The following is a 25,863-nucleotide window of genomic DNA, read 5'->3' as shown; positions in this document are numbered from 1 at the left end:
CTTCCTCAGGGTTGCGGGAAGAGGGCGGGTACGTCGATCCAGCGCCGCTCCTCCCAGCTTTGCAGGGCCTTCTCGACGAGCTGCACGCCTTTTGCGCCTTCTTCCAATGTCCAGCGGAACGGGGTGTCGGCCACGACGTGGCGAATGAAGTGCTCCCACTGAATCTTGAAGCCGTTGTCGTAGGTCTCCGTGTCCGGTACTTCTTGCCATTGCTCCAGGAATGGCATCTTCTGCTTTTCGTCCGGGTTCCAGACGGGGCGGGGCGTGTTGACGCGGGACTGTGCCACGCATCCGGTCAGGCCCGCGACGGCGGAACCATGGGTGCCGTCGACCTGGAAGGTGACCAGATCGTCGCGCCGCACACGAGTGGCCCAGGAGCAGTTGACCTGCGCAATTACCGGTTCGCCGTTGTGGCCCTTGAGCTGGAATGTCGCATAGGCCGCGTCGTCGGCGGTCGCCTTGAAGGGGGTGCCCTGCTCGTCCCAGCGCTGGGGAATGTGCGTGGTCCCCAGGCACGAAACGGACTGGACCGTGCCGAACAGGTTGTCCAGCACGTAACGCCAGTGGCAGAACATGTCCAGGATCATGCCGCCACCGTCTTCCTTGCGGGAGTTCCAGGAAGGGCGCTGGGTCGGCTGGAGATCGCCTTCGAAGACCCAGTAGCCGAATTCGATGCGCACCGAGAGCATGCGTCCGAAGAAGCCCGAGCGGCGAAGCATGTCGAGCTTGCGCAGTCCCGGCAGGAAAAGCTTGTCCTGGACGACGCCGTGCTTGATGCCGGCGCTGCGCGCAAGTTCGCAGACCCTCATGGCTTCTTCCAGGCCCGTTGCGATAGGTTTTTCGCAGTAAATGTGCTTCCCGGCAGCGATGGCCTGTGTGAGAAGCTGGGGCCGCATCAGCGTGGTGCCTGCGTCGAAGAAGACGGTGTCGTCGGCATTGGCCAGTGCGCCGGCCAGATCGTCGGTGCAGCGTTCGACCCCGTTCGCCGCCGCGAGAGCTCGCACCTTGTCCAGATTGCGCCCCACCAGGATAGGATCGGGCATGACCTTGTCGCCGTTTGGCAGCGCGACACCGCCCTGGCGGCGAATCGCTGCGATCGAGCGGATCAGGTGCTGATTGGTTCCCATGCGGCCGGTGACGCCATGCATGATGATTCCAAGACGTTGTGTCTTCATGACATTCCTTCAGTGTGTGGAGCGCAGAGTGCTCCAGGTGATGGGTTCGTCCGTACCCGTGGCAAAGCCTGGGCAGTCCAGATCCGACAGATCGATCCGGCCTTGTGCGATATGCAGGCGTACGGCGCCGTTGCTGCGTTCGTACAGAGCCGGAAATTGCGACAGAAACTGGTTTTGTTCTGTGTCCGGGGTACCGGCCAGCCCGTTGACGTAGTGGTGGCCGTTGCGCTCGACATGCTCGAGTCCGAGCCAGCCCACCAGCGCCAGATCCTGCTGGACCCCGATTCCTGCCTGCATGGTGAGGTCTTCCGCAGACAGAAAGTAGGGGCGTCCGTCGCTGACCGGCCAGTGCGCGCAGCGTGCTGCGTTGATCACGGACTTGTAGAAGCCCTTGCAGGATTTGCTGGAGACGCCGGTGTATCCGAGCGGTCTGGCCTCGAGGAACGAGTCCAGCGTGGCGTCCGATTCGTCGATCAGAAGGGCGTACGGCTGCTTCCGTGCAGAGAGATCGCTGGTCAGTGTGCTGGACCGCGGAAGGGGCTGCTCGATGTAGGCCAGGTGCGCGCGCAGCGGGCCAAGATCCGGATGCCGTTCCAGCGCTTCCGTGAATTGCGCCAGGTGGGCCTGATCTTCGAACTGTTCATTGCCGTCCAGCGAGACCAGTCGCATGTTTTGACTGATGACGGCAGTGATGTCCGCCAGGCGCCGCAGGTCGGCCGCCGTGTCGCCCGACAATTTGATCTTGAAGTAGTCATGGCCGTAGCGGGCGACGGCCTGCGCCAGCGTGACGGGCAGGCCGTCTTCGGGAAGACCCGCCGGAGCGCCTGTCAACGCATCCGCCAGGCCGACCGTGTGCCTGGCGGCAATTTTCCGGTCCATGCTGCTTGCGTCGTGCGCGGCCAGGAAGGCATTGAAGTCGAAATCGCGAAGATCGCTGACCAAGCCGCTGTCGGCCGGGTTCATGCCAGGGATATTGGCTGTCATGGCCTGGCCGAAGCTTAGCTTCAGGTGATGGCACAAGGCGTCCAGGATGGCGCGATCCAGCAGGGCCGGGCCGTAGGATGCCACCAACGCGGGCAGATCGCGCTTGGCGGCAGCGGACTGCAAATCCGTGTACCACCTTGCAAAGTGTCCCCAGGCAGTACTGGGTGCCGAGTCCGATCGGTAGGCGTCTCGTGCCATCGCCAGCGCATCCCGCAGTTGGCGGACGTTGTCGTCCTGCGACAGCGCGGGGCGTTTGTCGAACCACTTCGGAATCATCATTTCAGCTGCGTGGCCGGTCGCCGTTGCGCCGTCTCCGAAGCGGATCCGCACCTGTGCGAAGGCCTGCGGGCAACTGCGGACCGTCGCGCTCCCAAACCGGAAGGGCAGGCGCAGCGCCACGTCGCGTTCGGCCAGGCGGATGTCGTCGATGCGAAAGAGGGGGGCGGACATGATGGTGATTCTCAGCCGACGGTGTGCCTATTGATCCAGGATGCCTTCGGAGTAGAAGTGCTTGCGGATCTGCTTGGCGTATGACGCGAATTCGGGGGTACCCATCACGTCCAGTGAACGCATCCGGGGCAGTTGGATGTCGTAGATGGCTGCGATGGATCCAGGCCGTTCGCTCATGACGATGACTCTGTCCGAAAGGAAAATGGCCTCAGGGATGCTGTGGGTGATCAGGAGAACCGTTTTGCGCGATTCAGCCCAGATCCTTTGAAGCTCCAGGTTCATGTTTTCGCGCGTCATGGCATCTAGCGCCCCGAAGGGCTCGTCCATCAGAAGCAATGGGGGATCGTGCAGCAAGGCGCGGCAGATGGATGCGCGCTGCTGCATGCCGCCCGAGAGCTGCCAGGGATATTTCTTCTCGAAGCCCGCCAGCCCCGCCATTTTGATGAGTTCTAGCGCTCTGGCGCGTGCAGATCCCTTGGGCATGTGCCGCATTTCCGCCTGCAGCAGGATATTGCTCAGTACGTCGCGCCATGCCAGCAGTACGGCGCTCTGAAAAACGATACCCACATCCTTTCGTGGCGCCGTGATGGGTTGGCCGCCGAGCGAGAGTGTCCCCGCCGTCACGGGCAGCAGGCCGGCCACCATCTTGAGCAAGGTGCTCTTGCCGCATCCTGATGGGCCGACCACCGAGACGAATTCTCCCTTGTGGATCGCGAAATCCAGCGGCTTGAGAGATTCAACCGCACCGTCGCGGGTCTGATAGACCTTGGTGACGCCGTGGGCCTGGATGAGGATATCGTCAGACATGAGGACCAGAGTCGGGATTAGTTCTTCGGGAGATAGTCCAGCGTCACGTAGTCGCCGGGTTTGCCACGGTGGTCCTTGTCGATGGCGCCATATTCGACCAGCAGGTTCAGAGACTTGTCCACGTTGCCCATGGTGACGCGGAAAGGCGGCTGGCCTTTGGTTTCCTTGGTGTGGTAGAGGGCGATGCTGCGCTGCAGACCGATGAGCAGCGTGGCGGCCACCCCCGCCTTGGGCTTGGCTTCCAGCATGGCGTCCACTGCCGCCTGCGGATCCTTGACGGCTGCTTCCACGGCTCGTGTCGAGGCCCGCATGAAGCGCCGCGTCAGATCCTGGTTCTTGGCAAGCCATTCCTTGTTGACCACGATTCCCGAGCTGATCTGGTTGACGCCATAGTCCGCAAAGCGAATTGGATAGACCTTTCTGCCGGTTGCGTCTTGCAACTTGATGGCCTGGTCCATGACGTAACCCAGCAGCATGTCGGCTCGCCCGGTCATGACCGCGTTCAGCTTGGTCTGAGCATCGCCCGAAACGGTCTTGATCTGGGTGGGATCGATGTGGTTGACCTTCAGGAAGATCGGCCAGACCTGCGACAGCGCGTCCCCAGGCGTCACGGCGACGGTCTTGCCGATGATCTCCTTGGGCGTGCGAATGTTCTTGTCCTCGAAGGCCATGACCGACATCGGGCTGATCTGGAACAGCACACCGGTGGAAATCAATGGTGCACCCCGGGCGGCGGCCTTGATCATGGTGGTTACGTCGATGTAGCCGAACTGGACGGACTGTGCTGCAACGGCCTGGGCCGTCACGGCAGAGCCGCGGCCCTCCTGGATGTCCAGGTCTATGCCTTCATCAGCGTAGTAGCCCAGCTTCTTTCCCAGGAAGAATGGGGCGTGTTCGCTGTACAGATACCAGTTCAGCATCAGGGAAACTTTGTCCTTCGGCTTTTGCTGAGCCTGTGCCGGAACGGCGGCGGTACCCAGCATCACGGCTGACAGCGCCAGACCCAGACCTGCTTTGATGAGCTTGTTGATCATGAAGTGTCTCCCAGGGCTCCGTGCCCCTTTTTGAAAATTCAGTGTGGTCAGCCGTCGCCGGAACTATTTGCGCACAGATACGTGCCACGGGATCATGAACTGTTCGACGAGATCGACGATTGCAAACAGCAGCACTCCGATGACTGACAGCAGAACCAGCCCGGCGAACATCAGTGGCAGGTCGAAGTTGCCATTGGCGACCTGCAGCACATAGCCGATCCCGGAATTGGATCCGACGAATTCGCCGACCACTGCGCCCACCACGGCAAGCGTGACCGAGACCTTGAGCCCGCTGAAAAGCGCAGGGAGCGCGGCTGGCAGGCTGATCTTGATGAAGGTCTGCAGGCGGCTCGCACCCATGGAACGCGCCAGGTCCAGCATGTCCGATTCAACGGACTTGAAGCCCATGACCGTGGCGACCACGATGGGGAAGAAACCCAGCAGGAACGCAGTGATGATCTTGGGCAGGATGCCGAAGCCGAACCACACGACGAAGAGCGGCGCGATGGCGACCTTAGGGACACTCTGCGAGAACACCAGAAGCGGATAGACGTAGGATTCGATCAGCCGTGAGTAGGCGATCACCATGGCGATGGGCACGCCGACGGCGATGGACAGCAGGAACCCCCAGACCGTCGCTTCAGTGGTGAAGTAGCTCTGTGTCAGCAGCATTGGCCACTGCTCGATCAGTTGCGTCAAGACCTTGGCGGGGGGCGGGATGAGATATGGCTGGATGTGGAAGATGCGGATCGTCAGATCCCATAGCACCACCAGGAAGACGACCAGCAAGATCGGCCGAATGGCCGGCGACATCATCAACTTACGCAGCATCAGCGACTCTCGGAAAGAGGGCGTTAATTCACCGTCTGGTGAATTATGCGGATCACAGTCTTGGGCTGTCAACGGCCGCTAGGGTAATCCCTGGCGGCCGCCAGTGCGGGGGTCAGATCGTGAGCGGCGTGGTGACGTTCGTGGCGTAGCCCACGACGAGTTCCGTCATATGGGCAAGGCGTTCGTCCAGCTCTTTGGTCGCCTTCAGGTCTTTGCCGAAGATGACGGATAGCGTCGCGTTATTGCCGAGGTAGAAAAATCCTAGCGCGGCGATCGAGATGTAGAGCTGCACGGGGTCGATGCCTGCACGAAAAATCCCCTGTTCGTGCCCGCGGGTCAACAGTGTGTCCAGCATCTTCACGAAGGGGGAGTGCATGTCCCGGATCTTTTTGGATTTCTTCAGGTGGCTGGCGCGCATCAGGTTTTCGCTACCCAGCAGGGACGGGAATTCGGGATGTTCGAGGACGTAGTGCCAGGTGAAGCGGATCAGCGTGCGCAGCGCGTCGGTGGGTTGCAGCTGGTCCAGGTGCAGCCCTTTTTCCGCGTTGCGGATGTCTGCGTATGCGTTTTCCAGCACCGAGAGGAACAGCTCGTTCTTATTGCCAAAGTAGTAGTAGATGAGGCGTTTGTTGACCCCCGCACGATCCGCGATGCGGTCGACCCGTCCGCCGGCGAACCCATGATCCGAGAATTCATCGCGCGCCGCGCGCAGGATGGTGGCCTGCGAACGGTCGGTATCGCGCGAAGCGGGGTTGCTCGGTGCAAGACGGGAGGGTGCCATGCCCGGAATTTTACAGATCTCTGCGGCCAGATGTTCTGTTCGTTAGCGGGGCCTTCATTCCGCGTCTGGCTGTGCCTCCGGTCTGGCCGCATGGAACGCGGGCAGTGTGTTGCAATGCTCAGCGATGCGGGCGATCGTTGGCCATGCCGACAGGTCCATTTCATAACGTCGGGCGTTGTAGACCTGCGGGATCAGGCAGCAGTCGGCCAGACCGGGCGTATCGCCGTGGCAGCACAGGCCGGTGTCCGGAGACTGCAGACTGGCTTCCAGTGCATCGAATCCCAATGTGACCCAGTGCCGGTACCAGGTATCGCGGACGGGCTGTTCAGCCTGCATCTCGTGGGCCAGCCAGCGCAGGACCCGCAGGTTGTTCAGCGGATGGATATCGCAGGCGACCTGCAGGGCGAGCGCGCGGACACGGGCGCGCGCCAGCGGATTGTCGGGCAGGAGCGAGCGCGGGCCGTGGACCTCGTCCAGATACTCGATGATCGCCAGGGATTGGGTGAGGACCGTCCCGCCCTGGACCAGCGCCGGAACCAGGCCTTCGGGGTTGATGCGGCGGTATTCGGCCTGGTTTTGCTCTCCGCCGTGCCTGAGCAGGTGCACCGGGGTCAGTGCGAAGTCCAGGCCTTTCAGGCCCAGCGCGATGCGCACCCGGTAGGCCGCCGAGCTGCGGAAGTACGAATAGAGCTGGTACATGGTATTCAGGCTCCTGTGCGCTGCGTGACCACCTGGTCGATTGTGCCGAAAATATCCTGTCCCTGGGCGTCCTCCATGTGGATGCGCACCCGGTCGCCGAAGTGCATGAAGGGCGTCGACGGCTTGCCGGTCTCGATAGTTTCGTACATGCGGACTTCGGCGATACAGCAATAGCCCACGCCGCCGTTGCGGATGCTGGAACCGTTGAGGCCCCCCTGCTTGTTGGAAATAGTCCCCGAGCCGATGATGCTGCCGGCTTCCAAATCCCGTGTGTGGGCGGCGTGCGCGATGAGTTGGCCGAAATGGAAGGTCATGTCCTGGCCCGCGTCGGGGCGCCCGAACGGCTCACCGTTCAGGTCCACGCGCATGGGCAGGTGGACCTTGCCGCCGGCCCAGGCGTTGCCCAGCTCGTCGGGGGTCACGGCGACCGGTGAGAATGCGCTGGCGGGCTTGGACTGGAAGAAGCCGAAGCCCTTGGCGAGTTCACCGGGGATCAGACCGCGCAATGACACGTCGTTGACCAGCATCAGCAGGCGGATCCTTGCAATGGCGTCCTCAGGTGAGGTCCCCATGGGGACGTCGTCCGTCACCACCGTGACTTCGGCCTCCATGTCGATGCCCCAGTCCTCGCTGTCGGCGATGATGGGGTCGCGCGGTCCGATGAAGGAGTCCGACCCCCCTTGGTACATCAGCGGGTCGGTGAAAAAGGAAGCTGGGACCTGGCTGTTGCGGGCGCGGCGGACCAGCTCCACGTGATTCAGATAGGCCGATCCGTCCGCCCACTGATAGGCACGCGGCAGAGGCGAGTGGCAGGCGGCGGCGTCAAAGGGCTGTGCGCCCGCAACGTGTCCGGCGTTCAGTTGGTCGTAGACGGCCCGCAGTCGCGGCTCGCAGTCTGACCAGTCGTCCAGTGCGGCCTGCAGCGTCGCGGCGATCTGCGGCACGGCGATGTAGCGCGACAGGTCGCGGGTGACGACGATAAGCTGGCCGTCACGGCCGGTCGTTTTGAGGGTGGCGAGTTTCATGATGAATCCGGGGGACGATTGAAGTTTTATGGAACAGATTGACGATTAGAAGCAGTTTCCAGCTATCATTCAAACGGTTTTTCTCCATCGATTCATAGGATCAACAGATGGATGTGACGCTGCGCCAATTGCGCGCCTTTACGGCTGTCGCCAGGACCGGGAGCTTTACCCGCGCCGCCGAATCGTTGCACATCACCCAGTCGGCGCTCAGCGGCCTGATCAAGGAGCTGGAAAGCCAGGTGGGGGTGCGGCTGGTGGATCGCAATACGCGGAGAATCCATCTGTCCGAGGCCGGGCGTGAATTTCATTCGGTCGCGACGCGGCTTCTCCGTGATCTGGATGGGGCGCTTGAAGACATCGACAAACTCAAGCGGCTGCGGCGCGGTGTCGTGCGCATCGCCGCGCCACAACTGATGGCCAGCACGCTGATGCCGGATGTGATTGCCGGTTTTCAGCGGGCGCATCCCGATATCCGGATCCGGCTCGTCGACTGCGCCGTCGAAGACGCCATTGCCCAGGCGCTTCGGGGCGAGGTGGACATCAGTATCGGACCTTACCGGGAGGGTCTGACCGAGCTGGATGCGGACCCGTTGTTCGACCTGCCGTTCATGGCTGTTTTCCCCGCCGGGCATCCACTGGAGGCTGAAGAGCGGATCACCTGGACCGATCTGGTGCGTCATCCGCTGATTGCCCTGCAGGGGCAGTTCACCGAGCAGCTCGTCATGGATCTGCATGGCACTGTAGCCATGATGGCGATGCGCCCCCGGCACGAAGTGGCGTTCATGAGCACCGCGCTCAGCATGGTCAGCGCCGGCTTGGGCGTGACCATGTGCCTGACCTATGCGAGCACGCTGGTGAATCTTTACGGGTTGCGCATGCGTCCATTGCACGATCCGGAGATCCGCCGGCAGTTCTTTGTCTACAGCCATCAGCATGCCAGCCTGTCTCCGGCCGCCGAGGCGTTTGTCGCCTATCTGCATGAGCACGTTGGCCAGCAGGCGTGGGTGGCTTGAGCGCCCGCAGCCATGCTCAGGCCTTGAACTGGGTCTGGCGCATGGAAGGACGTTCGCTGAACGCGGCAAACCATGACTCGAGCACCGGTGCGCTGGCGCGCCAGTCCAGTTCTGCAAATCGCAGATCGAGGTAGCTCAGGGCGCTTGCGGCCGCGATCGTGCCCAGATCCAGGCGGTTCACCCAGCTCGCAGCGGTCGATTCCAGTTGGCGAAGTGCGCTGCGAACCTTGTCCTCCTGGGTCTGTTGCCAGCTGGCCCATTGGAATTCCTTGGGGCGCAGAACCGATTCGTAACGCATCAGCAGCGCGGCATCCAGCAATCCGTCGGCGAGCGACTGGCGCACCAGTGTGTCCCAGCGTGCGTCTCCTTCGGGAATCAGGGAACCGCCCGCGAGAGTATTCAGGTATTCGCTGATCACGCGGCTGTCGTAGAGCACCGACCCGTTTTCCAGGACCAGCGTCGGCAGCTTGCAAAGGGGGTTCTGTCCCATGAGTTCCGCATTGTGCTGGGTGGGCATGGTCACGACGGGCACGATCTGGATCTGGTCGATGAGACCGAGTTCATGCGCTGCGATCAGGCATTTGCGAACGTACGGGGATGTGGTGGAGTAGTACAGCTTCATTGGTTTTCCTTTCGGTTATTCGTTGTTCATCGTGGCCAGTGCGCGTCCGGCCATCCAGCCGAAGGTCAGCGCCGGGCCCAGGGTGATGCCCGACCCCGGGTAGGTGCCGCCGAAGACCGACTGCATGTCGTTGCCGGCGACGAAAAGCCCGGGGATGGCCCGTCCGTCGGCATCCAAGGCACGGGCGCCTGGATCGGTGTGGATGCCGCAGGACGTCCCGATGTCGCCCGCCACCACTTGTACTGCATAGTAGGGACCATCGCCAATCGCGCGCAGGCAGGGGTTTGGCTGGTGGGACGGATCGCCCAGGTTCCGGTTGTAGGCCGTCGAGCCTTTCCCGAAATCCGGGTCTTCGGCCTTGGCGGCGAACTGGTTGTAGCGGGTCACGGTGGCCTGCAGGCGCCGAGCATCCACGCCGATCTTCCCCGCCAATGCGGCCAGCGTGGGGGCCTCGACCAAGTACTTGTCCCGGATCAGGTGCTGGCGTGGCCGGCCGCCAGGCAGCGCCAGGCCGAGTCCCCAGGTATCGATGAATTGTCTGTCGCACAATAGCCAGGCCGGAATTTCCGGCCCGTCTGCCGATGCGTACATGGCCTTCACGAATTCGTGATATGACGTGGACTCGTTGACGAAGCGCTCGCCCTTGTGATTGACGGCGATCAGGCCGGGCTTGGCGCGCTCCCAGACCAGGTGCGGGTAGCGGGTGACGGTGCCGTCGGGCTTCGTCCATAGGGAGACGGGCGCCCAGGATGCGGGTGCCACATGACCAGTTCCCATGACGGCGCCGGCGTCTCGCATCAGCAGGATGCCATCGCCACTGTCGTCCTCCGGCGACATGGACCAGGGGCCCGTGGGTTTGGGAAAGAATTCCTCGCGAAGCTGCGCGTTCCACGGAAAGCCCCCCGTGGCGATGACGACGCCCTTGCGTGTCCGGATATGGCGCTGCGTGCCATTCTGCTGCACCGTGATGCCGATGATTCGTCCGTCTTGGTCGCGATGCAGGCGGCGTGCCGCAGTGTCGAGCTGGTAGGGAACCTTGTGCTTCAGGACGGCGTGGAACAACTGCCCAGCCAGCGCGTTGCCCAGCAGCAGTCGGGTGCCTCGATGGTAGCCGCGCAGGCGGTCCAGCCAGAAGTTCAGGACCAGCTTGCCGGAATACCAGAAGGATTTCAGGGAGCGCGTGGCCGCGAGCAGGTGGTAGACGTCGGTGACGGTCACCATCATGCCGCCCAGCACCACGAATTCCTTCAGCGGGTCGCGCAGCTCTTTGAAATGCCCGCCCAGCTGCTTGCCGTCGAATGCGGTCGGGTCCACCACCCGCCCGCCGAGTGCGGCGCCGGGGCGGTCGGGGTAGTAGTCCGGAGAATACGCCCGGGTCGCCACGTCCAGGACCTGATGCGCCCGCATGTAGTCCAGCATGTCGGGGCCGTTCCGCAGATAGGATTCCTTCAGGTCATCCGGGGAGGCGTTGCCCACGATCTGCCGTAGATACTCCCAGACCTTTTCGTAGGTATCGTCGCCGTGGCCGGCTGCAGCCGCGCCGGGGTTCAGTGGAATCCAGATGGCCCCACCCGAAACGGCGGTCGAACCGCCAATCCGGCTGGTCTTCTCGATCAGCAGAACGTCCTGCCCTTCAAAATGCGCCGTCAGGGCGGCCGACATCCCGCCCGCTCCCGAACCCGCGACCAGCACGTCGACGGTTTGGCTCCATTCGATGTTTTCCATGGTGATCAGGCTCCCGATCCGCCCAGTGATTTGCCGCCGTCCACGAACAGCACCTGTCCCGTGATGAAGGACATGCCGGGTGACGCCAGGAAGGACACCGCGTTGGCGATGTCCTCCGGTGTGCCGGCCTTGCCCGTGGGTTGCAGGGCAAGTTGTGCTGCAAGCCGTTCGGGGCTGAGGGCACGCAGCATCGGGGTGTCGATGAGGCCCGGTGCGATGGCGTTGACCAGGATTCCCCTGGGCGCGAGTTCCATGGCGCTGGCGCGCGTGTAACCGACCAGGGCGGCCTTGGACGCCACATAGTGCGCGTGGTGGCGTGCACCCAGATAGGCGCGTGAGGCGATGTTGATGATCTTGGCGCCGGCGCTCATTCGTGCGGCAGCACGCTGCGTGAGTGTGGCGGCCGCGATCAGGTTCAGCTCGTACATGCGGCGGAAGTCTTCCTGCGTCAGTTCGAAGAAGTCCCGCTCGTCGAAGAGGCCGGCGCTGTTGACCAGCGCCGACAACTGGGGCAACCCGTCGATCAGCTCCACGATGTCCGCTTCCCGGGCCAGATCCGCGACGCATGTCCGGATGTCCAGTCCCTTCGGCTTCAATTGGCGCTCCAGTTCGGTCAGGGGGGCTTCGGCCCGGTCCACCGCCACGACGGAAAATCCATCCTGCGCAAGCCGCCGGACGATGACCTGTCCCATGCCGCCGGCGGCGCCGGTGACCAATGCCACTGCATTCATGAGTATTTCCTTTCTCAGGCTGACAGAAAGCCGCCGTCCACCGGCAGCACGACGCCCGTCACATAGCTGGCCATCTCGGAAGCCAGGAAGACGATGGGGCCCACAATTTCCTCTGGTTCGCCGCCACGCCCCATGGGTGCGCGCTTCATGAACCAGTCAGTTCCGCCTGGGGTGGTGAGTTGGGGTTTCACCATGTCGGTCAGCATGAAGCCTGGCGCCACGGCGTTCACGCGGACCCCGTGCGGGGCCAGGTCGCGCGCCAGCGCCTGGGTCAGCGAGCGTACCGCTCCCTTGGAGGCGATGTACGCGGCGGTCGATGGGCCGCTGGCGAAAGCCACGATGGAGGACAGGCTGATGATGCTGCCGTGCGTCGCCTTGAGCTGTTCGACGAAGGCGTGGGTGACGTTGAAGACGCCCTCCAGGTTGACTGAAATGATACGGTCCCAGACCTCGGCCGACTGGGGATCGTCAAAGCGCGCGCGCCCCGATATCCCGGCGTTGTTGATCAGGATGTCGATGGGGCCCATGCGGGTTTGGAGGTCGTCGGCCCAGGAGCGGACGGCGGACCGGTCCGTGACGTCCACGGCCTCGGCCCAGGCGGAGCCGCCAAGATCGCGGATTTCCTGGGCGACGGCTTCAGCACCCGGCCGGTTCAGGTCGGCAACGATGACGCGGGCGCCCTGGCGGGCGAAGCCCAGCGCGATGGCCGATCCGAGCCCACCCGAGGCGCCTGTGACCAGCGCCAGTTTTTGATCCAGCAATTTCATTCGATCCTCTCTTGCAAATTCATGCACCCAGATAGGCGCGCTGCACGGCCTCGTCGCTGATGAGATCGGCGGACGGGCCCTGCAGCGCCAGTTCGCCGTTCTCCAGGATGTACGCGTGGCTGGACACGGACAGGGCCAGCTTCGCGTTCTGTTCGACGAGCAGGATGGTGATGCCCTGCTCCCGGTTCAGCGTACGGACGGTGTTGAAGATCTGTTCGACCACCAGTGGCGCCAGCCCCATGGAGGGCTCGTCCATCAGGATCATCCGGGGCCTGGCCATCATGGCGCGGGCCGTGGCCAGCATCTGCTGCTCGCCGCCGGACAGCGTGGCGGCCTTCTGCGCGATGCGTTCGCGCAGGCGCGGGAAGATGTCACACATGGCGTCCAGGTCACGCGCGACGGCAGCGCGGTCCTTGCGGGTGTAGGCACCCATTTCCAGGTTCTCACGTACGCTCATGTCGCGGAAGATCTCGCGTCCTTCCGGGACCTGGATGATGCCTTGCTGGACGATGTGATCAGTCCCCATGCGATGGATGGGCTTGCCTTCCAGGCGAACCGTGCCGTGCGTGGCGCGCACCAGTCCGGAGATCACGTTCAGCGTGGTGGACTTGCCCGCGCCGTTGGCGCCCAGCAGGGCCACGATTTCCCCGCGGGGGACGCTCAACGAGACTTCATGCAAGGCGGCAATGTTGCCGTACGATGCGGAAATGGATTCCACGGACAGGAACGGTTCACTCATGGCTGGTTCCTCTGCCCAGATAGGCTTCGATGACGCGCTCGTCCGTGCGGATTTCGGCGGGCGCGCCTTCGGCGATCTTGTGGCCGAAAGACATGACGGTGATGCGGTGGGAAATCGACATCACGAGTTGCATGACATGCTCGACCAGCAGGACGGTCAGGCCTTCTTTGGATGAGAGCTCCGTCAGGATCTTGTCCAGCTTGTCGATCTCCCGATTGCGCAGTCCCGCCGCTGGTTCGTCCAGCAGCAAAAGGCGGGGCCTGATGGCCAGCGCACGGGCAAGTTCCAGCATCTTCTGGCGCCCGAAATCCAGGCTGCTGGCCTTGTGGTCCAGGAAGTCGATCAGCCCGACGCGTTCCAGCAGATGGTGGACATGTTCCCGATGCTCGGCTGCGGGCCGGCGCAGAAGCTGGCCGAGTCGGCGGGCGCCGTACGAATAGGTGCCCAGCAGCGCGTTCTCTTCCACGCTCAAATCGTTGAAGAGCTCCAGGTTCTGGAAGGTGCGGGCGACTCCCATGCCTGCCATCTCGGCTGCGTCGCGGCGGGTGATGTCCTCGCCGGCGTAGGCAATCGAACCGCTGGTCGGCGCGTAGTAGCGCGAGATGCAATTGAAGGTGGTGGACTTGCCCGCACCGTTGGGGCCGATCAGGGCGTGGATCTGACCTGGTTGCACCTGAAAGGACAGCTCATCCACTGCGGTCAGGCCGCCGAAACGTACCGTGAGGGCTGCGATGTCCAGGATGGGTGTGCTCATGGCTGCTCCCTTGCAGCCGTCGTGTCCGAAGTCGCCGCATTCTGGTGCAGTGGATCTGGTCTGCGCCGCCGACCGCTGAAGAGCCCGCGCGGCGCGAACATCATGAAGCCGATCAGGATCAGCCCGTAGATGATTTCCTGGAAGGACAGCACCTGGCGCAACAGTTCCGAGATCAGGCCGAAGATCAGGGCGCCCACGACCGCGCCCCTCACGGACCCTATGCCACCCACGACGATCATGATGAGAATCAGGATCGTGGTCCAGAAACCCAGGCTCTCGGGGTGGATGAAGGATGAGAACGTGGTGTACAGGCCCCCTGCCATACCGGCGTAGGCAGCCGACAGCATGAAGGCCACGCGCTTGATGACGTTCGCGTTGACACCCATGGCCTGGGCGGCCACGTCGCTTTCGCGGACGGCCCGGAATGCGGACCCCAGTTGCGAGCGCGACAGCCACACGGTGAGTCCCAGCAGCAGCGCTGTGCAGATGACCACGAACGGATAGGCCCGCAGGTCGGAAGTCAGCTGGAGGCCGAAGAATTGCGCGGGCGACATCTGGTAGCCGTTGGAGCCGTTGGTGACGTCCGTCCAGTTCAGGAACACCCATTGCATGGCTTCGCCGAAGGCGAAGGTGGATAGCGCCAGATAGATGTCGCGCATCCGGATGGCGAGGGCTCCCAGGATGTAGCCGATGATGGCCGTCACGACACCGGCCACGATGATGGAAATCACGAAGTTCAGGTGCAACGTGTTGTTGAGGATGCCGGCGGTGTAGATGCCGATGCCGTAGAAGGCGGCGTGCGCGAGCGCGAACTGGCCGGTTTCCCCGATGACGATGTGCAGGCCGAGCGCCAGCACGATGTAGATCATGAGCAGGTTGACGATGTAGATGACGTACCCGCTTGCGAGGAAGGGCAGAGCGATCAGCACCACGGCCGCGAGCGCCAGGGCCCATTTGTCGAGATTCGTCTTCATACTTTTTTGACCTGAACCTTCCCGCCCAGGATGCCCTGCGGACGTAGGATGAGCACGATGAGGATGGCAAGGAAGGGTGCCACCACGATCGCGTTGGTCGACACGAAGAGCCCCACGAGGTTCTCTGCGATGCCGATGATGAAGCCGCCGATGATGGCGCCCGGAATGCTGGTGATGCCTCCCACGATGGCAGCGGCGAATGCCAGGATGGCGATGTGACCGATGTCGGGCGTGATCAGGATCTTCGGTGTGATCAGGATGGCGGATATCGCCGAGATGAGCCCGGCCAGCCCCCAGACCGCCATGCGGATGCGTACCAGACTCACGCCCACGATCTGTGCGGCTCTCGGGTTCATGCCCACGGCGCGCATGGCCTTGCCGATACGCGTGTGGTTGAATAAGAGATATAGGCCGGCCATCACGGCCAGCGCGGTAAAGAAGATCAGCAGATCCAGGCGTGTGAGCACCGCCTGGCCGATGATCACCGTGTCGGGCGGGATGAGTGCGGGCAGCGAGCGTGGTGCGTCGCCCAGACCGGTCTGGCGGACGGCGCCTTTCAGCACGTATGACAGGCCCAGCGTTGCGATCACCAGCTGCACTTCCACGCCTTTGGCCCCGATGACCCGCTCCATGACCACTCGCTGGAAGAACGCGCAAATGACGGCGACGATCAGCAGCGTGACCGGGATGACGAGCGCGTAGTGCCAGTTCAGGACCAGGATCAGGAACAGCGCGGCGTAGCCGCCCACCATGAAGATTTCACCTTGGGCGAAGTTCGGCACATCGGTCGTCTTGAAGACGATGACGACTGCGACCGCCAGCAGGGCGTAGATGCTGCCCGTGACCAGGCCGGACAGTACGCCCTGCTGCAGGAACAGCCAGATATCCGAGAGACTCATGTCATGCTCCGAGAGCGCCGCAGCCCCCTGGTGGAGGCGCGGCGCCGGTCAACGGCTGATAGGGACCTTATTTCCCGGTGTAGGTCCAGTCGCTCTTGAATGACCCGGGGATGAGTTCCTTGTTCGTGCCATCGAATTTCATGTAGATGGCCGCCTTCTGGCCTGCGTGGTCCGTGGGCGTGAACTCGATCGGGCCGGCCATGATGCCGGTGTCCAGCTTCAGATGTTCCAGCGCAGCCAGGACCTTTTCGCGAGTCGGCTGAGGTCCGGCTTCTTTCAGGGCCTGTACCACGGTCATGGCCGGCGGGATGCCGTACGTCATGTAGCTTTGCGGGTGGCCCGGCTTGGCAGCGAGGTCAGGGTAGTACTGCTTGTACATGTCGTAGACCCATTTCAGCTTCGGGTCGCTCGGCAGCCCGACGACAACGTCCTGGATGTAGAAATTCTTCAGTGCAGCAGCGCCCCCGACGTTTTCCACGAGCTGCGTCACGTCGGCTGCGCCGTTGACGGCGAGCACGATGGGCTTGGTCCAGCCGAGCTCATGCGCCTTCTTGATGATGAGGGCAGCCGGGCGGGCATAGGTGGTGAGCAGGAGAACGTCCGGGTTGGCCGCGCGTACCTTCAGCATCGGCGCCGTCACATCGTTGATGTTCGGGCTGATGGATTGCACACTGAAGGTGGTGCCGGGATGTTTCTTGGCCTGGAATTCCGCAGCGGTCAGATTCCAGGTGCCGTAGGCGTCGTCGTGGTTGATGTAGCCGATCTTCTTGGCTTTCAGGTGGTCCACTGCGAATTCCACCATGGATCCACCCACGGCATGCTGGGAAATCGAGAAGGCGCCGTAGATGTATTTCGAGGGCGGGTAGAGCGCTCCGTCACCAGAGGCGTTCAGCATGATGAATGGAACCTTGGACCGTTCCACAAACTCCCTGGCAGCCACCACGGCGGCTGAGCACGAGCCTCCGTTGAGCAGGAACACATGGTCCTGTTCGACCAGTTTCTTCACGGCGGCCACCAGGTCGTTGGCGTTGCAACGGGTGTCTTCGACCACCAGCTCGATCTTCCGGCCGTTGACGCCGCCTTCCTTGTTGATCTTGTCGTAGTACATCTTGGCGGCGTTGACCACGTCGAAGCCGTACGCCATGCCGGGGCCGGAGAGCGGCGAGAAGAGTCCGATCTTGATGGTGGTGTCCGTGATGCCCGGCTCGGCGGCTTGCACCGCCTGGCCCAGTCCCAGGCCGACGACGGCCATGCATAGGGCAGCTTTCTTGATGGTGCTGAACTTCATGTTGACTCCTCGTGAACTTGGATGGTGCATGTGGTCTCGGCGAGGCCTATTGCATGCGGTAGCCACCGTTGACATCGATGACGCTGCCCGTGATGTAACCGGCCTCGGGCGAGGCCAAAAAACCGACGGCGGCAGCGACTTCGTCGGAGGTGCCGATGCGCCCCAGCGGAATGGCTTCGGCCGCCGCCTGCAGGGCGCCGCTGCTGGTGACCGTGCTGCGCAGCATCTCTGTGTCGATCAGTCCGGGCGCGATGTTGTTGACCGTGATCCCCATGTGCGAGACTTCCCGCGCCATGGCCTTGGTCAGACCGAGCACAGCCGCTTTCGAAGCGATGTAGGAGGCGCTGGACCGATAGCCGCCAAGCTGGGCGGCCACTGAGCTGAAGGTAATGAATCGGCCGTTTTCGACCGGGCGCGCTTCGCGGTGGCGGATGTAGGCGCGAGCGCACAGGAAAACACCGCGTGCGTTCACGCTCATGCTGCGCTCCCATAAATCCAGCGAAGTGGTCTTGATGAGCGGGCGCTCGCCGTCGGGCTGAAACAGCAGCAGCCCGGCCGCGCACACCACGGCGGTGATAGAGCCCAGATCTTTCTCGATGGCGTTGAAGGTCTGGTCGACCTGGTCCTCGTCGCTGACATCGAAAGCCCGCCAGAAGTGGGAGCCATCCAGATCCTTGACGGCGGCACGTGCCCGATCAGCCGAAATGTCGCATGAAATCACGCGGTAGCCATCGCGGGCCAGCCGTTGGCAGATCTGTGTGCCCATCCCGCCGCCGGCGCCTGTGACCAGGGCCAGCCGAAGGTGCCCGGGGGGAGTGTGCTGCATGGTTTGACGCCTATTTTGTATACATGATGGCCCTTCAGGTGCCCGACGTCATCACCTGGAAAAGGGTGATGCATGAGCCACCAGTCAAGCTTGGAGAGCCTATTATGCATAGACAGATTGGGCCGGGTCATTAGTGATTCCCCTTAAACCCCTCAGTAATAAGCTGAGGTGATAGTCCATGAAGATCTCCTCATGTATACAATAGCGATATGAACACTTTGGCTGACCATATCACCCAGACGCTCCGGAGCTGGGTGCTGCAGGGGGTACTGGCGCCAGGCGATCGCCTGGAGGAAATCCCCCTGGCTCAGAAGCTGGGCGTGTCGCGAACGCCCATCCGCGCCGCGTTGGCCAATCTCGGCAACGAGGGTCTGCTGGAGCATCAGCCCAAGCGCGGCTACACGGTGCGGGTGTATCAATACGAGGACATCATTGGTGCGTACGAGGTCCGTGCGGTACTGGAAGGCCTGGCGTGCCGGTGCGCGGCCCAGAAGGGCTTGTCGAATCCGGCAGTCAGCCAGTTGAAGGCCTGCCTTGCGCAGGGTGATGCGATTCTGTCCAAGGGCCGGCTGCTGCCGGAAGATCATCAGCCCTACCAGCAGATGAACATCACGCTGCACGAGACGCTGTTGTCGGCGGCGGGGAATTCCTGGGTGAGCCGCTTCACCAATCAGGCCCAGGCGGCGCCTTTTGCTTCAGACCGCATCATGCTGTGGGACGACCATCGCGTGATCGATCGGTCGCATAGTGATCACCACCGCATCGTCGATGCCGTGATCGAGCGCGACGCCGCCCGGGCCGAGCAGCTGATGCGTGAACACATCTACTTTGCCGGCATTCTGCTGAAGGAAAACTACGAGCGCCTGAGCAGAAAGTCGGCGCCGGACGATGCGGGGGGACCGTATCTTCCTGAGCTGGCCGCCAGGCTGGACAAGATCCCGGCGGTCGGCCCCCGATAGGGAATGCCGGCCGGCACGCGGCCAGTAGTCAGACCTGCTTCGGATCGAAGTGCTTCTTCAGATCCTGCCAGCAACGGTAGTACTCGTGCTGTCGCTGCTTGGCGTCCAACGCGAACGGCGTGGGGTGGATGACCGAGGGTGTCTCGAACATGATGGCCATGGTGTCGGTCACGTAATCGGCCTTCGTGGTGTCGGCGCGGCTGGCCTTTTCGAAGGTATCGGCATCGGGACCGTGCCCGGTCATGCAGTTGTGCAGGGACGCGCCCCCTGGCAGGAAGCCTTCCGCCTTTGCATCGTAGGCGCCGTGCACCAGTCCCATGAATTCGCTGGCGATGTTGCGGTGGAACCAGGGCGGGCGGAACGTGTCCTGCATGGCCAGCACCCGTGGCGCGAAGATCGCGAAGTCGATGGTGTCCAGGCCAGGAACCGCGCTGGGCGCGTGCAGGACCAAGAAAATCGATGGGTCGGGATGGTCGCGGGTGATGGACCCAACGGCGCAGAAGCGGCGCAGGTCGTATTTGTACGGCGCGTGTGTGCCGTGCCATGCAACCACATCCAGAGGGGAGTGATCGATGCGTGCGCGCCAGAAGTGGCCCTGGAATTTGGCGATCAGCTCGAAATCGCCTTCCTTGTCCTCGTACGCAGCGACCGGGGTGAGGAAGTCTCTGGGGTTGGCCAGCCCGTTGGAGCCGATGACGCCCAGGTCGGGCAGCTTGAAGTATTCACCATAATTTTCGCAGACGTAGCCGCGTGCCTCGCCATCGGGCAGATGCACCTGGAATCGTACGCCGCGCGGGATGACGGCGATTTCCTGGGGTTCGACTTCCAGCGTGCCCAGTTCAGTAGCCAGTACCAGCCGTCCCTGTTGCGGGACGATCAGCAGTTCGCCGTCGGCATCGTAGAAGTAGCGGTCCCGCATCGAGCAATTGGCGGTGTAGATGTGGATGCCGCAGCCCGCATTACCGCCCATGGTCGTCATACCGTCGATGAAATCGACGACCACGCCGTGTTCAGGCAGCGGCAATGGGTCCCAGCGGAGCTGGTCGGGCGGGGTGGGCACCTGGTTGAAATCGCTGAGCCAGCCGGCGCCCGCGTGGAAGGGCTCGAATGGATGGTGCATGGCTGCGGGGCGGATGCGGTACAGCCAAGAACGGCGATTCAGATGTCGCGGCAGCGTGAAAGCCGTCCCCGACAGCTGTTCGGCATATAGACCGTAGGGGGCCACCTGGGGGCTGTTGCGCCCGACGGGCAGTGCGCCCGGCAAGGCTTCGGTGGCGAATTCGTTGCCGAATCCGCTCATGTACTTGAGAGAAGAAGAGAGATTGCCAACCATTGGATGCTCCAGATTGTTATTCATTCCATAACGATGTTATTATTAGTACAACAGCTTAAAATGAGTGGAGAGTGGCGTCAAGCCATTTCATAGGGTCACGATGAGCCAAACCGAGAAACTGGAGGCTGCTCAAGGGGTACAGTCGGTCGAGATCGGCCTGTCCTTGTTTGGTTGCCTGTCCCGCCGCAGCGAACCGTGCAGCTTGTCCGATCTGGCGCGCGAAGCGGGCATGCACCGGGCCAAGGCCTACCGTTACCTGGTCAGTCTGCAGCGGGCGGGCTGGGTGACGCAGGATCCGTCGACTGCCTTGTACGATCTCGGTCCGGCCATGCGCGATCTGGCGCTGCGCTGGCTCACGCATCAAAGCACGCTCAACCTCGCGATCGATGAGGCGCGTCTCCTCTCCCAGTCTCAAGGCGAGACCTGCTTCGTGGCGGTCTGGGGCGTGGGCGGCGCCACTGCGGTCAGGGTCTTCCAGCCGTCGCGGGTCGTGGCGATTTCGATCGCAGAAGGCGCCGTCCTGGATGCGGTGTCGTCGGCGACGGGGCGTGTGTTCGCGGTATGGCGTGAGGAATCCTCCAGCGTGCTTTCCGCGCGAATACGGGCTGAAATCCGTGAAAAAGGTTTTGCGGCGGTCGAAGGTGAACACGTCGCCGGCATCAATGCCATTTCAGCGCCCGTTTTCGACGAGCAGGGCAGGCCCGTGCTGGCCCTGACGCTGGTGGGTCCGGCGTCGTCGCTGGACACGGGTGCGAATGGAAAGCCCGCCCGCGCGCTGCTCGCCGCCTGCCAGCGAATCTCCCTGGCCCCGGACAGGAAGTCCTGACACCGTCCTACATGCCCAGGTAGGCGGCCCGCACCTCTTCGTTTTCGCTCAGATCCTGCCCCGATCCCGCCAGCACGATACGCCCCGTTTCCAGCACGTACCCGCGATCGGCGATGGCAAGCGCATCGCCGGCGTTCTGTTCCACCAGAAGAATCGTCATTCCTTCCGCCTTCAGGCTGCGGATGACGTTGAAGACTTCTTCGACGAGCAATGGTGCCAGTCCCATCGACGGTTCGTCGAGCAGCAGCAGGCGCGGCCGCCCCATCAGGGCCCGGCTGATGGCGAGCATCTGCTGCTGTCCGCCCGAGAGCGTGCCTGCGGGCAGGTGGCGTTTCTCCTTCAGGATGGGAAATAGTGCGTAGATCCGCTCCAGGTCCTGCTCGACGTAGACCCTCGGCGCCGAGTAGGCGCCCAGCCGCAGGTTGTCCTCGATCGATAGCGGACTGAATACCTGCCGTCCTTCGGGACTTTGGCAGATTCCGGCGCGTACGCGCAAATCCGAGCGCAGGTGAGAGATGTCTTTTCCGTCGAAGAGGATGTGGCCGCCCGTGATGGGCTGTATTCCGGACAAAGTGCGCAGTGTGGTCGTCTTGCCGGCGCCGTTGGCCCCAATGAGGGTGACGAGCTCTCCCTTGTGGATTTCGAGGCTGATTCCTTTGAGCGCCTCGATGCGTCCGTAGGCTGTCCGGAGATCCAGGATGCGCAGCAAGGCGGGTCGGCCCGAGGGCGTCTCGGGCAGCGCGTTTTGTGATTCCGTGAAGGGTCCTGTCGGTGTGTGCATGGGAGTCTCTTCAGGATTTTCTGCCCAGGTAGGCGGCGATGACTTTGGGGTCCTGCCGGATCTCGGGGCCAGTTCCTTCGGCGAGACGCTTGCCGTAGTCCAGCACCAGGATCCGGTCGGAGAGATTCATGACCATTTTCATGTCGTGTTCGACCAGGACTGTGGTGATTCCCGATGCTGCGATCTTGCGGACCAGAGCGTCCACATCCTGCGTCTCCTTGGGGTTGAGGCCTGCGGCGGGCTCGTCCAGGAAAAGGATACGGGGCCGCATGGCGAGCGCCCGGGCGATTTCGAGCCGCTTGAGCGCTCCATAGGGCATGCTGTCGGCACGCGCGCCGACGTAGTCGCCCAGTCCGACGTAGCTCATCCAGTCCGCTGCTTCGGCCTTCAGCTTCTCGTCGTTTCGGCGCAGGCCTGGTGTGCGGAAGATGGCCTTGAAGATGTTCCTTTCGAGTCGCAGGTGGGCACCGACCATCACGTTCTCGATGGCCGTCATGTTCATCCAGACCTGCAGATTCTGGAAGGTCCTTGCCATGCCGAGTCTGGCCAGTTCTTCGGGTTTGCGCCCTTGAATCGGCTGTCCCTGCAGGCGGATGGCACCAGATGTCGGCTGATAGATCCCCGTGACCAGGTTGAAGAGCGTGGTCTTGCCGGCGCCGTTCGGGCCGATTACGGAATAGATGATGCCTTCGTCCACCGTGAAGCTGACTTCCTGAACCGCCTGGACGTTGCCGAAGTGGATGGAGAGATCTTGGACTTCAAGTAGGGCCATGGCTCAATCCTTCCTGCCATAGCGAGCCGCGAGGGTGGGGACGATCCCCCTTGGGAGAAAAATCATGAAGAGCATGAGGATGGCGCCGAAAGTGACGGTTTCCCAGCCTTCAAACCCGGCAAGGACCTGGGGAAGCGCCGTGAGCAGGACGGCCCCCACGATTGAACCGAAGATCGACGCCATGCCGCCCACGACGACCATGGTGATGATTTCGATCGAGTGGAAGAAATCGGCGACGTCGGGGCTGATGAACCCCACGTAGTGTGCCGTGATGCTGCCCATGAGGCTGGCCATGATCGCAGAGAGCACGAATATCCCGGACTTGTAGCGCGTGACGTTGATGCCGACGACCTGCGAGGCGATCTCGGAGCCGTGCAGGCCGCGCAGGGCCCGTCCGAACGGGGAGTCGATCAGATTGATCGCACCCAGGACGCACAGGAAGAGTAGTGTGGCGCAGATCCAGTACCACTGGGTTTCGCTGGAAATGTCGATGCCGAAGATGTCCATGCCCGGGACGGAGATGCCGTCGGGGCCACCGGTCCACGTTGACTCGTTGCGGATGGCGATGTTGATGATGATGCCCAGGCCCAGCGTGGCCATGGCCAGGTAGTGGCCCTTCAGCCGGAGGATGGGGCGCGCTACGAGCAGCGCGAGCAGACCGGTCACGACGGCGCCTGTGAGCATCGCTGGGAGGGGATGCCAGCCCAGCTGGGTGGGGAGCACCGCCGAAGCGTAGGCGCCGATACCCACGAACCCCGCGTGGCCCAGGCTGATCTGCCCGGCGAACCCGACCAGCAGGTTCAGGCTCAGCACGATGACGGCGTTGATGCACATCATGACCGCGATGTCCAGATAGAAGCTGTTGGGCGCGGCAAAGGGCACGATGACAAGGATGGCGGCGAGCAGGAGCAACTCGCGATAAGTGTTTTTTCGCATGGCTACACACGGTCCGTGGACTTGCCGCCCAGGAGGCCTCTCGGCATGAAGAACAGAATCAGCAGGATCAGGATGAAGGGGATTGCATCTTTGTAGGCCGACGAAATGTAGCCTGCGCCCATCGCTTCGAGTACGCCCACCAGCAGCCCGCCCACCACGGCTCCCAGGCCGTTGCCCAGTCCGCCGACCACGGCCGCCACGAATCCCTTGAGTCCCAGCATGATGCCCACGTCATAGGTGGTCAGGGTGATGGGCGTGATCAGGATGCCTGCCAGCGCGCCCAGCGCCGCAGCCATGGCAAAGCTCATGAACAACACCCAGTTGGTGTTGATGCCCGCCAGTTCCGCCGCGACGCGGTTGAAGGCGGTAGCGAGCATGGCCTTGCCGGCCAGTGTCCGGCTGAAGAAATACCACAACAGTGCCAGCGCGACAGCCGCCAGGCCGAACACCCAGAGGCTTTGAGGCAGCAGCACCGCGCCCAGGATCGAGAAGGGGGCGTGGCTGGAGAACGCGGGCAGGTTGTGTACGCCCTTGCCCAGCCAGATCTGCACCAGGCCACGGATCACCAGCGATGCACCGATCGTGATGATGATGAGGCTGACGGTATCGGCGTTCTTGACGGGTTCGATGGCGAGCTTCTCCAGCAGGATGCCCACAACCGCGGGAATCAGGATGGCGAGCGCGAAGGCGATGGGCCAGTGCAGGCCTGCATGCGTGAAGAAGGCGGCCAGCATTCCGCCCAGCATGATGAATTCGCCCTGGGCGAAGTTGATGACGTTGCTGGAGTTGTAGATCAGGTTGAACCCCAGAGCGGCAAGCGCGTAGGTGGTCCCGACCGTCAGTCCTGAAAACAGGAATTGCAGGAATTCCGCGAGCATCGTGCGTCCTTGTCGGCAGCGGTATCGCAATGGGAAGGCGGCGGGTATGGGCAGCAGTCCCATACCCAGGTGGAACAGGGATTCAGTCGAGCAGCTTCCACTGGCCGTTCTGGATTTCCAGCAGCTTGAAGGCGCTCAGATCCAGGCCTGTGTGGTCCTTGGCCGTGATGTTGAACACGCCGGTGGTCCCCACGTAGCCGTGTGTGGATTCGATCGCGTCGCGGAACTTGTCCTTATCGGTGCTGCCGGCGCGCTTGAGGGCGTCGACCAGGATCGTGAGGCCGTCGTAGGCGTAGGATCCGAAGGTGGAGACGTTTTCGTTGTAGCGGGCCTTGTATGCCTGGATGTATGCGTTCACGACGGGCTTCTGCGCGTCATTGCCCGGCAGCTGGTCGGCCACGATGAGCGCAGGCGAGGGCAGGCGCACCCCGTTGGCCGCATCTCCCGCGAGCTTGATGAACTGGTCTGACGCCACGCCGTGCGACTGATAGAGCGGCTGCTTGATGCCGAGTTGCCGGTAGTTTCGTGTCGCGATGACGGGGCCTTGTCCCAGCCCGAAGATGAAGACCGCCTGGACCTTTGCGTCCCCCCGGATCTTGGTGAGCTGGGGGCTCATGTCCGTGTCTTTCGGGTTATAGACCTCGTTCTCGATGATGCTGATGCCGTATTTGCCGGCGATGGCCTCGGATTCCTTCTTGCCGGACTGGCCGAAGCCGCTGGCTTCGCTCAGCAGGGCGATTTGCGTGATGCCGCGGTTCTTCATGTCCTGAAAGACTTTCTCGGCCGCCATGCGGTCTGTCTGAGGAGTCTTGAAGACCCACTTCTTGACGGGCTCGGTAATGGCGATGGCCCCGCCCAGCGACATGAGCGGGACATGGGCTTTCTGCGCCAGCGGGATGGCCGCCATCGTCGACCCGGTGGTCCCGACGATCATTGCATCGACCTTGTCATCGTAGATCAGGCGCTTGGCGAAGCTGTTGGCCTTGCTGGCATCACTGCCATCGTCGTAGTCGATGAGTTCGAGCTTGCGGTCGAGGACCCCGCCCTCCTGGTTGATCTTGTCGACGTAGAGCTTGAGCGTTTTCAGCTCCGGGTCGCCGAGGAAGGTTGCAGGGCCGGTGGCCGAGATGATCGCACCGATCCTGATCGGCGGCTGCGCGGCGTATGCGGCCATCGAGGTGGATGCAAAGGCCATCGCGGCCAGCCCGAGGCGGGTACTGAGTTTCATGCGTTGTCTCCAGTGTTTTTGAGGGC

At 62.7% G+C, this 25,863-nt stretch carries 27 protein-coding genes; 3 read left to right on the top strand and 24 right to left on the bottom strand.

Annotated features, from left to right (window positions below):
- Positions 1-5: 5 nt before the first annotated feature.
- The 8 genes from EPN31_RS09410 to EPN31_RS09375 form a co-directional block, all read right to left on the bottom strand.
- Entirely contained in the window at positions 6-1,175 is a 1,170-nt protein-coding gene (locus tag EPN31_RS09410) for a Gfo/Idh/MocA family oxidoreductase (RefSeq protein ID WP_291772418.1), read from the bottom strand.
- A gap of 9 nt (positions 1,176-1,184) precedes the next feature.
- On the bottom strand, positions 1,185-2,609 hold the full coding sequence (locus EPN31_RS09405) for an enolase C-terminal domain-like protein (protein ID WP_291772415.1): 1,425 nt from the start codon (positions 2,607-2,609) through the stop codon (positions 1,185-1,187).
- 27 nt (positions 2,610-2,636) lie between these two features.
- Positions 2,637-3,416: an ABC transporter ATP-binding protein gene (locus EPN31_RS09400; RefSeq protein ID WP_291772412.1), complete on the bottom strand. Its 780-nt coding sequence runs from the start codon at positions 3,414-3,416 to the stop codon at positions 2,637-2,639.
- A 17-nt stretch (positions 3,417-3,433) separates the two neighbouring features.
- Positions 3,434-4,450 (bottom strand): ABC transporter substrate-binding protein, encoded by a 1,017-nt coding sequence (locus EPN31_RS09395; RefSeq protein ID WP_291772410.1) that lies wholly within the window; start codon positions 4,448-4,450, stop codon positions 3,434-3,436.
- A 63-nt stretch (positions 4,451-4,513) separates the two neighbouring features.
- Positions 4,514-5,281 (bottom strand): ABC transporter permease, encoded by a 768-nt coding sequence (locus tag EPN31_RS09390; protein WP_291772408.1) that lies wholly within the window; start codon positions 5,279-5,281, stop codon positions 4,514-4,516.
- 112 nt (positions 5,282-5,393) lie between these two features.
- The gene (locus EPN31_RS09385) at positions 5,394-6,062 is read right to left on the bottom strand and encodes a TetR/AcrR family transcriptional regulator (RefSeq protein ID WP_291772405.1); all 669 of its coding nucleotides are present in this window, start codon (positions 6,060-6,062) and stop codon (positions 5,394-5,396) included.
- Between the two features lie 54 nt (positions 6,063-6,116).
- The gene (gene maiA, locus EPN31_RS09380; RefSeq protein WP_291772402.1) at positions 6,117-6,761 is read right to left on the bottom strand and encodes a maleylacetoacetate isomerase; all 645 of its coding nucleotides are present in this window, start codon (positions 6,759-6,761) and stop codon (positions 6,117-6,119) included.
- A gap of 5 nt (positions 6,762-6,766) precedes the next feature.
- Positions 6,767-7,786 carry a fumarylacetoacetate hydrolase family protein gene (locus EPN31_RS09375; protein ID WP_291772399.1) on the bottom strand — a complete coding sequence of 340 codons (1,020 nt, stop codon included), beginning with the start codon at positions 7,784-7,786 and terminating at the stop codon, positions 6,767-6,769.
- 107 nt (positions 7,787-7,893) lie between these two features.
- On the opposite strand from EPN31_RS09375, the gene EPN31_RS09370 reads away from it, so the two are divergent.
- Positions 7,894-8,799 (top strand): LysR family transcriptional regulator, encoded by a 906-nt coding sequence (locus EPN31_RS09370; protein ID WP_291772396.1) that lies wholly within the window; start codon positions 7,894-7,896, stop codon positions 8,797-8,799.
- Between the two features lie 16 nt (positions 8,800-8,815).
- On the opposite strand, the gene EPN31_RS09365 is transcribed toward EPN31_RS09370, so the two are convergent.
- From EPN31_RS09365 to EPN31_RS09320, 10 genes are all read right to left on the bottom strand, one after another.
- Entirely contained in the window at positions 8,816-9,421 is a 606-nt protein-coding gene (locus EPN31_RS09365) for a glutathione S-transferase (RefSeq protein WP_291772393.1), read from the bottom strand.
- A gap of 15 nt (positions 9,422-9,436) precedes the next feature.
- Entirely contained in the window at positions 9,437-11,146 is a 1,710-nt protein-coding gene (locus EPN31_RS09360; RefSeq protein ID WP_291772390.1) for an FAD-binding protein, read from the bottom strand.
- A 5-nt stretch (positions 11,147-11,151) separates the two neighbouring features.
- Entirely contained in the window at positions 11,152-11,877 is a 726-nt protein-coding gene (locus EPN31_RS09355) for an SDR family NAD(P)-dependent oxidoreductase (protein WP_291772387.1), read from the bottom strand.
- 14 nt (positions 11,878-11,891) lie between these two features.
- Complete coding sequence (locus EPN31_RS09350) at positions 11,892-12,644, bottom strand: SDR family NAD(P)-dependent oxidoreductase (protein ID WP_291772384.1); 753 nt, start codon at positions 12,642-12,644, stop codon at positions 11,892-11,894.
- A 19-nt stretch (positions 12,645-12,663) separates the two neighbouring features.
- Positions 12,664-13,383, bottom strand: coding sequence for an ABC transporter ATP-binding protein (locus tag EPN31_RS09345; RefSeq protein WP_291772381.1), 720 nt, complete (start codon positions 13,381-13,383; stop codon positions 12,664-12,666).
- A complete protein-coding gene (locus EPN31_RS09340) occupies positions 13,376-14,137 on the bottom strand; it encodes an ABC transporter ATP-binding protein (RefSeq protein WP_291772378.1) in 762 nt (253 codons plus the stop codon). Before EPN31_RS09340 ends, EPN31_RS09345 begins: the two co-directional genes overlap by 8 nt.
- Positions 14,134-15,111, bottom strand: coding sequence for a branched-chain amino acid ABC transporter permease (locus EPN31_RS09335; protein ID WP_291772375.1), 978 nt, complete (start codon positions 15,109-15,111; stop codon positions 14,134-14,136). Before EPN31_RS09335 ends, EPN31_RS09340 begins: the two co-directional genes overlap by 4 nt.
- Positions 15,108-16,010, bottom strand: a complete 903-nt coding sequence (locus EPN31_RS09330; protein WP_291772372.1) for a branched-chain amino acid ABC transporter permease — start codon at positions 16,008-16,010, stop codon at positions 15,108-15,110. Before EPN31_RS09330 ends, EPN31_RS09335 begins: the two co-directional genes overlap by 4 nt.
- 67 nt (positions 16,011-16,077) lie before the next feature.
- Positions 16,078-17,298, bottom strand: a complete 1,221-nt coding sequence (locus tag EPN31_RS09325) for an ABC transporter substrate-binding protein (protein WP_291772369.1) — start codon at positions 17,296-17,298, stop codon at positions 16,078-16,080.
- A 46-nt stretch (positions 17,299-17,344) separates the two neighbouring features.
- Positions 17,345-18,124, bottom strand: a complete 780-nt coding sequence (locus tag EPN31_RS09320; RefSeq protein ID WP_291772366.1) for an SDR family oxidoreductase — start codon at positions 18,122-18,124, stop codon at positions 17,345-17,347.
- Positions 18,125-18,333: 209 nt separating this feature from the next.
- Between EPN31_RS09320 and EPN31_RS09315 the strand changes: the two genes are divergently transcribed.
- Positions 18,334-19,083: a GntR family transcriptional regulator gene (locus EPN31_RS09315; RefSeq protein ID WP_291772363.1), complete on the top strand. Its 750-nt coding sequence runs from the start codon at positions 18,334-18,336 to the stop codon at positions 19,081-19,083.
- 28 nt (positions 19,084-19,111) lie between these two features.
- Here the strand turns inward: EPN31_RS09315 and hmgA are convergent, their stop codons facing one another.
- Positions 19,112-20,416, bottom strand: a complete 1,305-nt coding sequence (hmgA, locus tag EPN31_RS09310; RefSeq protein WP_291772360.1) for a homogentisate 1,2-dioxygenase — start codon at positions 20,414-20,416, stop codon at positions 19,112-19,114.
- A gap of 100 nt (positions 20,417-20,516) precedes the next feature.
- On the opposite strand from hmgA, the gene EPN31_RS09305 reads away from it, so the two are divergent.
- Positions 20,517-21,242, top strand: a complete 726-nt coding sequence (locus EPN31_RS09305) for an IclR family transcriptional regulator (protein ID WP_291772356.1) — start codon at positions 20,517-20,519, stop codon at positions 21,240-21,242.
- A 7-nt stretch (positions 21,243-21,249) separates the two neighbouring features.
- Here the strand turns inward: EPN31_RS09305 and EPN31_RS09300 are convergent, their stop codons facing one another.
- The 5 genes from EPN31_RS09300 to EPN31_RS09280 form a co-directional block, all read right to left on the bottom strand.
- Positions 21,250-21,951 carry an ABC transporter ATP-binding protein gene (locus tag EPN31_RS09300; RefSeq protein ID WP_291772494.1) on the bottom strand — a complete coding sequence of 234 codons (702 nt, stop codon included), beginning with the start codon at positions 21,949-21,951 and terminating at the stop codon, positions 21,250-21,252.
- A gap of 82 nt (positions 21,952-22,033) precedes the next feature.
- Positions 22,034-22,795 (bottom strand): ABC transporter ATP-binding protein, encoded by a 762-nt coding sequence (locus tag EPN31_RS09295; protein ID WP_291772353.1) that lies wholly within the window; start codon positions 22,793-22,795, stop codon positions 22,034-22,036.
- 3 nt (positions 22,796-22,798) lie between these two features.
- Entirely contained in the window at positions 22,799-23,731 is a 933-nt protein-coding gene (locus EPN31_RS09290) for a branched-chain amino acid ABC transporter permease (protein WP_291772350.1), read from the bottom strand.
- A 2-nt stretch (positions 23,732-23,733) separates the two neighbouring features.
- Positions 23,734-24,609 carry a branched-chain amino acid ABC transporter permease gene (locus EPN31_RS09285; protein ID WP_291772347.1) on the bottom strand — a complete coding sequence of 292 codons (876 nt, stop codon included), beginning with the start codon at positions 24,607-24,609 and terminating at the stop codon, positions 23,734-23,736.
- Positions 24,610-24,691: 82 nt separating this feature from the next.
- Entirely contained in the window at positions 24,692-25,837 is a 1,146-nt protein-coding gene (locus EPN31_RS09280) for an ABC transporter substrate-binding protein (RefSeq protein ID WP_291772344.1), read from the bottom strand.
- Positions 25,838-25,863: the final 26 nt, after the last annotated feature.

It is taken from the genome of Castellaniella sp. (assembly GCF_004321985.1).
Lineage (GTDB): Bacteria > Pseudomonadota > Gammaproteobacteria > Burkholderiales > Burkholderiaceae_B > Castellaniella.
This window is presented reverse-complemented; position numbering and strand designations above follow the sequence as displayed.